This is a genomic window from uncultured Lactobacillus sp. (assembly GCF_944327175.1).
Taxonomy (GTDB): Bacteria; Bacillota; Bacilli; order Lactobacillales; family Lactobacillaceae; genus Lactobacillus.
In genome coordinates, this window is record NZ_CALVGT010000027.1 from 1 (window position 1) to 10889 (window position 10889).

A 10889-nucleotide genomic window follows, 5' to 3' on the forward strand; every position below is an offset into this window, starting at 1 on the left:
ATTGTATGAGCCTCTGCCATTAAGATAATCAGAAGCAACTTGTATTTTTAGTTCGGATGAATATTTGGTCATAAAAATACCCCACAATCGTTAGATGTCTATGTCTAACAATTGTAGGGCACTTCAAGCAGGCAGGAGAGTTTTTTGCATGGTAATGGAAAAACGCAATCTATGAAGACAGTTGAAGCCCAGCAAAGCGAACTGATCCAGACTCTTTTTTGCTTTAAGGCAGTTCAACTGTTAAAATGTCATTGATATCAAGCAGGTAAAAAATCTTGTTGTCGGCATCCCGGAAAACGAAGCGGCTGGGTGAAATCCGCTTGGTGATCTTGCCGACCCGCCAGCTGCCGTCATTCAAGGTGACCAAGAGATACTGCCTCTTCAAGAAGGCCAGCTGCAATTTAGCTAAGTTAACTGCCAGGCTGTCGCCGCGGAGGGTGAGCCGGTCTTCGTCATAAGCAAAGAGATAGTGAAAGGCCTTCTTAAGGGGCTGAGCGGCTTGGCTGGCAAGGTTTTGAAATTTGGACATGGTGAAGACTCCTTTAAGTAAATTATTTTCGAACGCCCGTTTGTAAACATATTATACGAACAAGCATTCGAAAAAGCAAGCCCCTTTTTTAAAAAGCTTTTTTCGGGCTTAAGACTTGATCAGAAGGCGCTTATGGTCCAAAATAGAATTAATAGTCAAAAAAAGGAGCTATCATGGCAGATAAAGGATTACTGTTGGTTTTGTCCGGCCCGTCCGGGGTGGGCAAGGGAACCGTCAAAAGCGCAATTGTTGAACACAAGGTCTTCCCCTTCGAATACTCAGTCTCAATGACTACCCGCAAGCCCCGTGAAGGCGAAGTGAACGGGAAAGACTACTACTTCGTGACCAGGGAAGCATTCAAGCAGGCGATTGCTGACAATCAGCTGCTGGAATACAATGAATACGTCGGCAACCTTTACGGGACCCCTTTGGGCCCGGTCAAGGAAATGCTGGCTGCCGGCAAGGACGTCTTGCTGGAAATCGATGTCAACGGGGCCAGAACGGTTCGCCAACAAATGCCAGATGGCGTCTTTATTTTCTTGACGCCGCCTGACCTGCACACTTTAAGGGACCGGCTGGAACACCGGGGAACGGAATCCGAAGACGTGATCCGGGGCAGAATTGCCCAAGCGCGCAAGGAAATTCTGGTGATGCAGGACTATGACTACGCGGTAGTCAACGACACTGTCGCCAACGCCGTCAACCACATTAAAGCAATCGTTGACGCTGAACACGTCAGCGTCAAACGCGTGATCGACGATTATCGGAAAATGGTTAAGGAGGACTAAGATGAGAATTACCTATCCATCAATTGACAAGCTGCTAGACGAAGTTGATTCAAGATACTCACTGTCAGTTCTGGCTGCCAAGCGGGCTCATGAACTGGAAGCCGGCAAACCGGGCGCTTTGGACAACTACCACAACTTGAAGCCGGTCGGCCAGGCATTGGAAGAAATTGCTGCCGGCAAGGTTACGATTGACGTTGACCATCACGGTGAAGCCGACGAATAATCCTTGAAGAGGAGCGGACCAGAAGCCCGCTCCTCTTTTAGCGTAAAGGAAGGGAGAAGGACTTGATCGCAGAAGTTATTGTCGATGTGGCCGCTCACCAGACTGACCGCGTTTTTGAATACCATATCCCTGATGACCTGGAAGTTGAAATTGGCAGCCGGGTAGTGGTGCCTTTTGGCCGCCGCAAGGTTCAGGGCTTTGTCGTCGCCGTGAAAAAAAGCAGCGACTTTACCGGCCAGTTAAAGGACCTGCTCTTAGTGGTCGATGAAATGCCGCCTTTAACACCTGAGCTGGTCGCCCTGTCCAGCGACCTGGCCCGGCAGATTTTTGCCTACCGGATCAGTATCCTCAAGACCATGCTGCCGGGTGTAATGCGGGCCAACTACCGGAAAATCCTCCTGCCAAACAGCCCGCGGGCAGAGCATATGCCTCTCTTTGCCGGAGACCCGGTGGATCTGGCTAACCTGGAAGAGCCGCGTATGATCAAACTGGTCAAGCAGCTCTTGAATAAGGGGGATGCCAGGATCGAATATCTGGTTGAAAATAAGGCGAAAAAGAAGCTGATTTCAGTCTACTATCCGCTTCTGTCGGCCCATGATTACCAGGAGATTTTTTCAGAAACTAGAAAAACGGCCAGCCAACAAAGAAAATTGCTGGCAGATTTAGCCGGGAAATTTGCGGCTTATCCAAAGAGCCGGGAAGAATTGACCGGCCTGGGCATCAGTTCAGCAACTTTGAAAACGGCTGTCAGCAAAAAGTGGCTGCAGGAAAAAGCACAGGAAAAATACCGGCGGCCAACCAAGCCGGTTGCTCCCAGCCAGCCTTTGGCCTTAAATGAGGAGCAGGCCGCGGCCTTAAGCCGGGTCAGTCAGAACATCAAGGGCCGGGTCAGCCAGATCTTTCTTTTAGAAGGGGTGACGGGGTCCGGGAAAACCGAAGTCTACCTGCAAGCGATCAGCCAGGCCCTGGCCTTGGGCAGGACAGCCTTGATGCTGGTGCCGGAAATTTCCCTGACCCCCCAGATGGTCAAGCAGGTCCAGGCCCGCTTTGGCCAGCAGGTGGCAGTTTTGCACTCGGCCTTGTCGGAAGGGGAGCGCTATGACGAATGGCGCCGGATCCGCCGGGGCCAGGCCCAGGTGGTCGTAGGCGCCAGAAGTGCGGTTTTTGCACCCTTGGACAATTTAGGCCTCATCATTATCGATGAAGAGCATGAAGGCTCCTACAAGCAGGACAACAATCCCCGCTACCATGCCCGGGACGTGGCAATTTGGCGGTCCCGCTACCACCACTGCCCCTTGATTTTGGGCAGCGCGACTCCGTCTTTGGCCAGCCGGGCCCGGGCCCAAAAGGGAGTCTACCAGCTTTTGCGCTTAAAAAAGCGGGCCAAGAGCCAGCCTTTGCCGCGAGTCGACTTGCTTGACTTAAAGCATGTGCAGTTTGCCGGCAGTCAGTTCGACATCTCCTGTCCATTGGCTGAGGCGATTCAAAAGCGGCTGGAGAAAAAAGAGCAGGTAATCCTGTTTTTAAACCGGCGGGGCTTTGCCAACTTCATGCTCTGCCGCAATTGCGGCTTTGTCTTAAAGTGCCCTAACTGCGACTTGTCCTTGACTATGCATAAGGACACCTGGACTATGCAGTGCCACTATTGCGGCTACCAAGAAGCTGTTCCGGAAATTTGTCCCAACTGCCGGGACCGGCAGATCCGCTTTTTGGGGACGGGGACGCAGAAGGTGCAAGAAGAGCTGGCTGAGCTTTTTCCGCAAGCTAAAATCCTCCGCATGGACGTGGACACGACCCGGAGGAAGGGCAGCTATGACAAGATTTTGACCAGTTTTGGCCAAGGAGAAGCCGACATCTTGCTAGGCACGCAGATGATCGCCAAGGGCCTGGACTTCCCCAACGTGACTTTGGTTGGGGTAATCAATGCCGACACTGGCTTATGGCTGCCCGACTACAACGCTTCTGAGCGGACTTTTGAGCTGCTCACGCAAGTCGCTGGCCGGGCTGGCCGGGCGGAAAAGGAAGGGCAGGTCATGATCCAGACTTATAATCCAGACCACTATGCCATCCGCCTGGCCCAAAAGCAGGACTATGAGCTTTTTTACGCTAAAGAAATGCAGGTCCGCCATGCCGGCGACTACCCGCCATACTTTTACACGGTCCTGGTCTCCGTTTCAGCCAAAAATGAACAGAACGCGGCCCGGGAGGCTTTTAAAATCAAGCGGCAATTGCAGAGGGAACTGCGGGCTCCAACCATTATCCTGGGTCCGGCCCCGGCGACAATCAGCCGCTTAAAGAGCCAGTATTATTACCAAATACTGGTAAAATATAAAAGAGAAAAACACTTAAATGAGCTCCTGCACCAGATCCAGGACCAGGCCCAGGAAGTAAAGAAGTACGGCCTGACCGTCGAGATCGATTCAGAGCCAGAGAGAATTATGTAAAGGAATAAAAACATGAATTCAGTAATCTTTTTAGGGACGCCGCAATTTGGTGCTACAGTTTTGGAAGGCCTGATCAAGGCCGATTATCATATTTTGGCCGTGGTCACCCAGCCGGACAAGAAGGTTGGCCGCAAGCAAAAAGTCGTTTACTCCCCGGTCAAGGAAGTGGCTTTGGCCAACGACTTGCCTTTATACCAGCCAGTCCGCCTGTCCAAGTCAGCTGAACTTGACGAATTGCTGCAGCTTGACGCCGATTTCATCATCACCGCGGCCTTTGGCCAGTTTTTGCCGACTAAATTCCTGAAGTCCGCTAAGATCGCGGCTGTTAACGTGCACGGGTCCCTTTTGCCGAAATACCGGGGCGGGGCACCGATCCAGTATGCAGTCAGAAACGGGGATGCGGAAACTGGGGTCACCATCATGGAAATGGTCAAGGAAATGGACGCCGGCGACATGTATGCCCAGGCCAGCCTGGCGATCAGACCAGATGAGACCAGCGGGGAAGTCTTCGAAGAACTGGCTCCGCTTGGCCGGGATCTGCTTTTGGAAACTCTGCCAAAGATTGCCAGTGGCGAAATTGTCAAAAAGCCGCAGGATCCAAGCCAGGTAGTCTTTTCCCCAACCATCAGCAAGGCTGAAGAAAGAATTTCCTTGAAATTGACGGCTAAGGAGGCCAAGGACTTGATCCGGGCCCTCAATCCGGACCCAGGCGCCTACCTGGTCATCAAGGGCCAGCGCTTGAAGGTCTGGAAGGCAGAAGTGGCTGACGACAACACCAGTCTGCCAGCTGGCCACCTTTTGACCAACCAGGGCCGCTTTGCTATCAGCTTTGCCGGCAACACGGTCTTGAACCTGCTTGAAGTCCAGCCAAATGGCAAGAAGGCCATGGCCATCAAGGACTTTTTGAACGGGCAGGGGAAGAAGTTTGCAGCAGGAGAAAAGATCGTAGATGAAGACTAACGCCCGCACCGTGGCCCTGGACACCTTGATGAAGGTGATCAACCAGGGCTCATATTCAAATATCAGCTTAAACCATGCGTTAAAGGCGGCTAAGCTGCCGGGTGAAGAGAGCCGGCTGGCCACCAACCTGGTCTATGGGACCATCCAATACCAGCTTTACCTGGAATATCAGCTCAAGGACCTGGTCAAGGCCCGGCTGAGGGAGCCATATATCAAGCCCCTTTTATTGATGTCGGCCTACCAGATCTCCTTTTTAGACAAGGTGCCAAACCGGGCAGTTTTAGACGAGGCCAACAAGCTGGCTAAGGCCTATGGCCGGCCAAAATCTAGCGGCTACCGCCTGGTTAACGGGATTTTGCGCTCGCTTTTACGGCGGGGAGAGGTCCTGCCGGAAAAAGACGCGCCAGACTATCTCAGCATCAAGTGCAGCATGCCCCTTTGGCTGAGCGACTATTTCGTAGCCTACTGGGGCAAGAGCAGGGCAGAAAAAATCATGGCCAGCTTCAATAGCAAGGCGAAAAACGAAATCCGGATTTCGGCTTTGGCCGATGAAAAGCGGATCATCAGGGACCTGGACCGGACCCATTTTGACCCTCAGGAGTCGCCTTTGGCCAGCCGCAGCTATGCCTTAAGCCGGGGCGGGATCGTGATGACCGACTTTTTCAAAGATGGTGAAGTGACGGTGCAAGACGAAGCAGCCAGCCTGGTTGTGGAAGCCTTTGACTTTAAGGGAAATGAGCAGGCCCTTGATGCCTGCAGCGCCCCAGGCGGCAAGACCATTCAAATAGCTGAGCAATTGCCTGACGGGCAAGTGACTGCTCTGGATATCCATGAAAAGAAATTGCATCTGGTCAAGGAAAATGCCGCCAGAATGCGGGTTGCTGACCGGGTCAAGGTCAAAGCTTTGGACGCGCGGAAGGCAAGGGAGTATTTTTCCGGGCAAGAATTTGATAAGATATTGATAGACGCACCATGTTCCGGTCTGGGACTGCTGCGCCGCAAGCCGGAAATCCGCTACACGAAAACAGCGGAAGACATCAGCCATTTGGCTGAAATCCAACTGGACATTTTGAACGAAGTATGCGGCTTGCTGAAAAAGGGCGGGGAGTTAGTCTACTCCACCTGCTCAATCTCTGTAGAAGAAAACGAAGAAAACGTGCGGAAATTTTTATCCGCGCATCCAGATTTCGCATTGAAACCATTTGAAACGGCCAAGATCTCCGCGCCCAAGGGGATGCTGAAGATCCTGCCCGACAGCTACAACAGTGATGGATTTTTCATTGCCAAGTTTACGACAAGAGGTTAGTACTTGTGATTAAAACGGCATTTGCTTCAAGCATTGGTAGAGTTAGAGAGAGCAATCAAGACTTCGTGCAGATTTTTCAAAATCGCGTTGGGGTAACCATGGCCATCGTCTGCGATGGGATGGGGGGCCACCAGGGCGGCGATGTTGCTTCCACGATGGCAGTCAGCCACCTGGGCCACAATTTCGCTAACACCGACCTGCACGACAAGAATCTGGCCAGAAAATGGCTGGATGTCCAGCTGCGCTCAGAAAACGAAACGATTCTGAAGGCCGCAGACCGCTTTCCGGACTTGAACGGGATGGGCACGACGATTGTCCTGGCCATGTTCTTTGACCAGGAAGTCTTGCTTGCCCACCTGGGTGACTCCCGGGCCTACAGCTACTCTGAAGGAAATTTCCGCCAGATCACTGAAGACCACTCTTTAGTCAATGAACTGGTCAAGATGGGGCAGATCACCAAAGAACAGGCGAAGACCCACCCGCAGAAAAATATCATTACGCAAGCCTTAGGCGTTTCAAGCACTATTGATCCGGAATATAATGAACTTGAAATGAAGACTGACGACGTGTTCCTTCTCTGCACTGACGGCTTGACCAATTCCCTAGCGGATCCTTTGATTCAACAGGTTTTGGCGACCAAGGGCCTGAACCTGCAGGAGAGGTGCAACAAGTTGGTCAATGAAGCCAATCGTCTGGGCGGCGGCGACAATATTACCGTCTGCCTGGCCGTAAATGAGGAGGATGGCGCGAGTGATCAATAAAGGTTATTTGCTTGGAGACCGTTACCGGATCGTCGACACCCTGGGTGAAGGCGGGATGGCCAACGTCTACCTGGCTGATGACATAATTCTGAAGAGACAGGTCGCCGTTAAAATTATTCGCCTTGACTTGCAGAAGGACTCCCAGGTTCTGGCCCGCTTCCAAAGGGAAGCCCTGGCCACCAGTGAACTGAGCCACCCTAATATTGTCTCCGTTTTTGACGTGGGGACCGACCATGGCCTGCCGTATATGGTCATGGAGTACGTGAAAGGGCCCGACTTAAAGGACTATATCAGGGAAAACAGCCCGATTCCCCTGCCGCAGGTTATCAAGATCATGGACCAGATTTTGTCAGCGATGGAACTGGCCCATAAGCACAATGTGATTCACCGCGACTTGAAGCCGCAGAATATTTTGATGGATGAAAAAGGCAACATCAAGATTGCCGACTTCGGAATTGCGGTTGCCTTGAATCAAAGCGCGATTACCCAGACTAATTCGGTCCTGGGATCGGTGCATTACATGTCTCCTGAGCAAACCCGGGGCGGGATGGTCACCAAGCAGTCTGACATTTATTCCTTGGGGATCATCCTCTATGAAGCCTTGACTGGTCATGTGCCTTTTAATGGTGAAACTCCGGTGGCAATTGCCCTCAAGCATGCTGAAGACGATATACCGTCTCTTCGGAAGCAGAACAAGGCGATTCCCCAGGCCTTGGAAAACGTCGTTTTAAAGGCAACGGCCAAGGACCCGCGGGATCGGTATGCTTCTGTGGCTGAAATGAAGGCTGATCTGGACTCCAGTCTGGATCCGAGCCGGGCGGGTGAAGCAGTTTACCGGCCAAGCCATGGCAATAATGATGAAACTAAGATCCTGCCAGCCTTGAATGGCAAGGTCATGCAGGCGGAAAAAGCCAAGGAAGGCAAGGCTGAAGACGCAAAGAAACAGTCTTTATGGGCCAGTATCAAGAAATACAAGTGGTGGTGGATCGGGTCATTGTTCCCGGTTTTCGCCATTCTGCTTTTTATGTTTTTGGCAGTTGGTCACAACAATGTCCGGGTGCCTGATGTCGTGAACATGACGGAAAAGGCAGCCAAGACTTCTTTGAAGAGCGCTGGCTTGACAGTTGGCGCTGTGAAGCGGACCTATTCCAGCGACGTTAAGAAGGGCAAGGTAATTTCGACAACGCCGAAGGCCGACAGCCCCGTTGCCAAGGGGCGGAAGGTCAGCCTGCTGGTCTCCAAGGGGCCGAATTTGACTAAGGTCCCCGATGTTGAGGGCCTTTATTTGGCGACCGCTAAGAAGAAACTGACCAAGCTAGGCTTCAAGGTCAAGAGCCGGGAGGCACCATCTAGTGAATACGTGCCAGGCTTGATTATTTCCCAGAGCGTCAAGGCTGGCCGCAAGGTAGATGCTACTAAGACCAAGATCACTTTGGTAGTGGCCGTGGCTTTGGAAGACCAGCCCAAGCCGTCCAGCTCCTCCAGCAAGGCTACTTTTAAGCTGGACGATCTGACGGGGAAGAGTCTGGCAAATGCTCAATCTTATGCGAAAAGCAAGAAACTGAAGCTCAAGGTTAAGAAGGACTATTCTGACAGCGTGGACAGCGGCGACGTGATTTCGATGGATCCAGGAGCCGGCAGTGAGGTCTCTGAAGGAGACACCTTGACGGTTACGATCTCCAAAGGAGCGGAGAAGAAAGAGATCAAGAAGACCTTCACGGTTGACTATCAGCCTGAGGAGAGCTCATCAAGCCCGAGTGAGTCAAGTGACAGATCCGGCTCGTCAAGTTCCAGCTCATCCTCAGACCAGGGCAACCATGTCCGGATTTATATCCAAGACGATGACCATAGTCTGGGCAACATTTACCGGGATTTGTACATCACTAAGGATACGGACTTTACGATCGCCTTCTCGGTCTCCAAGGGAGATGGCAAGATCAAGATTGTCCGTGATGACCAAACCGTAGTTGACGAAACGGTTTCGGCAGATGACAGTGAAAGCGGGGACTAAATGGCAGAAATAGTACAAGGGACAGTGGTTTCTTTGATCGCTGGCTACTACGACGTGCAGACGCCGGCAGGAGTCGTACGGACCAGGGCCCGGGGCGTTTTCCGCAAGAACCGGGAAAAGCCCCAGGTCGGCGACAGCGTGCAGGTCAAGCTGGATGACCAGGGCCTGGCTTATTTGGTGAAGATTCTGCCCCGGAAGAACCGGATCGGCCGGCCGGCAGTGGCTAATGTCGATCACGTGCTTTTGGTTATTTCCGCGGTTGAGCCGGATTTTTCAACGGCTCTTTTAGACCGCTTCCTGGTCTTTTTCGCCTGGCAGGAAGTAGAGGTAACGATCTACCTGTCAAAGAGCGACTTGCTGGAAAAAGAAAAATTAGCAGAAATTGAAAGCCAGCTGGCATACTATCAAAAGATCGGCTACCGGGTTTACCTGGATAGGGAAAGCCTGGCAGCAGAACTTCCCAAGCAGATCGGGGAAAGTGAGATCTGGACTCTAGCTGGCCAGTCAGGGGCCGGGAAGTCAACCCTGCTGAACTTTATCAAGGAAGACGCGGGCCAAGCGACGGGCGCGATCTCAACCAGCTTGAACCGGGGAAAACATACAACCCGGACGGTTACCCTTTTCAAATTAGGAGAAGGCTTTTTAGCAGACACGCCAGGCTTTTCGGCAATTGATCTGACGCCGATCAAGCTGAATGAACTGTGTACGTATTTTAAAGAATTCAAGGCCTTGAGTCCGGGCTGCAAGTTCCGGGGCTGCCAGCACCTGCATGAGCCGAAGTGCGCGGTTAAGGACCAGCTGGCTTTGGGTGAAATCGCGGCTTTCCGCTATGATGACTATCTGGCCATGCGGACGGAAATTGAGGAAGGCCGGATGCCGGAATATTTGAAGTGATGAAATAAGTTAGGGTAGGGAGTTTTGTGATGGACGCGGCAGTGCTACTTGGCGGGCCAAAGGAAGAATGGCCGGCTGATTTGAAGGACCAGCTAAAGCAGGCTCAGGAAAAGGGCGACCTTTTGATTGGGGTTGACCGGGGAGCGCTGCTTTTGCTGGAATTAGGCTTTAAGCCGGATTTGGCGATCGGGGACTTTGACTCACTGAAGGCTGATGAACTGGCCTGGGTTGAAGGGACGGTTGCCGACATTCGCTATTCAGTACCCAAGAAGGACTGGACTGATTCAGAATTGATGCTGGGGATTGCTTTTGGCGATTATAAGATTGACCAGCTAAAGGTTTATGGGGCCACTGGCGGCCGGCTAGACCACGCGGCGATCAATGCTTTTGGCATTTTGAACCCGGACCTGCGCAAGTATGCCAACCAGCTGACCTTGATTGACAAGCAGAATATGATTTTTTACCGGCAAGCTGGCAGCTATGAGATTAAGAAGCAGGATTATACTTACTTTGGGGTAAGTTGCTTAATGCCAGTTGAAGACTTGACGATTGAGGGAGCCCTGTATGACCTGGCTCCTTATAGCGGCGATTATCTGCGCTCTTTTACCTCTAATGAATTTTTGCCAGATAAGGATAGCTGCCGGTTATCCTTGAAGAAAGGCTTAGTAGCGGTCATTTATTCTAAAGACTTGAACCGTTATGAGCAAGTTTGATTCGCAAAAGATAATATAATGGCTCTTTGTCAAATCTTACTGATGCTTGTCAAGGAGTTTTATATAATTTTGATAAAGGCACTAAACAGAACTTGTCTGTTTGGTGCCTTTTTTGAAGCAGATGGCATTCTGTTCCAATCTAATTCTCTTCAAAAGGTGAGTGAAATTAGAATAGCCATAGGCTGTGCGTTCAATTTGTTTGATTTTACGATTAACGCCCTCTAGACAGCCGTTTGAGAATAACATTCTAGCGCCATTAA

Annotated in this window: 10 protein-coding genes and 1 pseudogene; 9 read left to right on the plus strand and 2 right to left on the minus strand. The window is 51.6% G+C overall.

Translation table 11 applies throughout. The features are described 5' to 3' along the window. Positions 1-223: 223 nt before the first annotated feature. Positions 224-529: a hypothetical protein gene (locus Q0J41_RS03875; protein WP_296226361.1), complete on the minus strand. Its 306-nt coding sequence runs from the start codon at positions 527-529 to the stop codon at positions 224-226. A 173-nt stretch (positions 530-702) separates the two neighbouring features. Between Q0J41_RS03875 and gmk the strand changes: the two genes are divergently transcribed. The 9 genes from gmk to Q0J41_RS03920 all read left to right on the plus strand — a co-directional run bounded on the left by gmk (position 703) and on the right by Q0J41_RS03920 (position 10629). Next, positions 703-1317 carry a guanylate kinase gene (gene gmk / locus Q0J41_RS03880; RefSeq protein WP_296226363.1) on the plus strand — a complete coding sequence of 205 codons (615 nt, stop codon included), beginning with the start codon at positions 703-705 and terminating at the stop codon, positions 1315-1317. Between the two features lies 1 nt (position 1318). Beyond that, positions 1319-1540 carry a DNA-directed RNA polymerase subunit omega gene (gene rpoZ, locus Q0J41_RS03885; RefSeq protein WP_296226365.1) on the plus strand — a complete coding sequence of 74 codons (222 nt, stop codon included), beginning with the start codon at positions 1319-1321 and terminating at the stop codon, positions 1538-1540. Between the two features lie 62 nt (positions 1541-1602). Beyond that, the gene (gene priA, locus Q0J41_RS03890; RefSeq protein ID WP_296226368.1) at positions 1603-3984 is read left to right on the plus strand and encodes a primosomal protein N'; all 2382 of its coding nucleotides are present in this window, start codon (positions 1603-1605) and stop codon (positions 3982-3984) included. Between the two features lie 12 nt (positions 3985-3996). Beyond that, positions 3997-4944 (plus strand): methionyl-tRNA formyltransferase, encoded by a 948-nt coding sequence (gene fmt / locus Q0J41_RS03895; protein WP_296226370.1) that lies wholly within the window; start codon positions 3997-3999, stop codon positions 4942-4944. Then, positions 4934-6250: a 16S rRNA (cytosine(967)-C(5))-methyltransferase RsmB gene (gene rsmB, locus Q0J41_RS03900; protein ID WP_296226372.1), complete on the plus strand. Its 1317-nt coding sequence runs from the start codon at positions 4934-4936 to the stop codon at positions 6248-6250. Before fmt ends, rsmB begins: the two co-directional genes overlap by 11 nt. 5 nt (positions 6251-6255) lie before the next feature. Beyond that, the gene (locus tag Q0J41_RS03905) at positions 6256-7011 is read left to right on the plus strand and encodes a Stp1/IreP family PP2C-type Ser/Thr phosphatase (protein ID WP_296226374.1); all 756 of its coding nucleotides are present in this window, start codon (positions 6256-6258) and stop codon (positions 7009-7011) included. Next, positions 7001-9022 (plus strand): Stk1 family PASTA domain-containing Ser/Thr kinase, encoded by a 2022-nt coding sequence (gene pknB / locus Q0J41_RS03910; RefSeq protein ID WP_296226376.1) that lies wholly within the window; start codon positions 7001-7003, stop codon positions 9020-9022. The genes Q0J41_RS03905 and pknB overlap by 11 nt, the downstream gene beginning before the upstream one ends. Continuing rightward, positions 9023-9916: a ribosome small subunit-dependent GTPase A gene (gene rsgA, locus Q0J41_RS03915; protein ID WP_296226378.1), complete on the plus strand. Its 894-nt coding sequence runs from the start codon at positions 9023-9025 to the stop codon at positions 9914-9916. A 29-nt stretch (positions 9917-9945) separates the two neighbouring features. Continuing rightward, the gene (locus tag Q0J41_RS03920) at positions 9946-10629 is read left to right on the plus strand and encodes a thiamine diphosphokinase (RefSeq protein ID WP_296226380.1); all 684 of its coding nucleotides are present in this window, start codon (positions 9946-9948) and stop codon (positions 10627-10629) included. A gap of 59 nt (positions 10630-10688) precedes the next feature. Here the strand turns inward: Q0J41_RS03920 and Q0J41_RS03925 are convergent. Then, a pseudogene (locus Q0J41_RS03925) lies at positions 10689-10889 on the minus strand (transposase); the annotation flags it as partial.

What these genes read in the sequence shown, in the direction of transcription:
- Q0J41_RS03875 (WP_296226361.1), bottom strand. Translation starts at nt 529, where the DNA reads ATGTCCAAATTTCAAAACCTTGCCAGCCAAGCCGCTCAGCCCCTTAAG.
- gmk (WP_296226363.1), top strand. Translation starts at nt 703, where the DNA reads ATGGCAGATAAAGGATTACTGTTGGTTTTGTCCGGCCCGTCCGGGGTG.
- rpoZ (WP_296226365.1), top strand. Translation starts at nt 1,319, where the DNA reads ATGAGAATTACCTATCCATCAATTGACAAGCTGCTAGACGAAGTTGAT.
- fmt (WP_296226370.1), top strand. Translation starts at nt 3,997, where the DNA reads ATGAATTCAGTAATCTTTTTAGGGACGCCGCAATTTGGTGCTACAGTT.
- rsmB (WP_296226372.1), top strand. Translation starts at nt 4,934, where the DNA reads ATGAAGACTAACGCCCGCACCGTGGCCCTGGACACCTTGATGAAGGTG.
- rsgA (WP_296226378.1), top strand. Translation starts at nt 9,023, where the DNA reads ATGGCAGAAATAGTACAAGGGACAGTGGTTTCTTTGATCGCTGGCTAC.
- Q0J41_RS03920 (WP_296226380.1), top strand. Translation starts at nt 9,946, where the DNA reads ATGGACGCGGCAGTGCTACTTGGCGGGCCAAAGGAAGAATGGCCGGCT.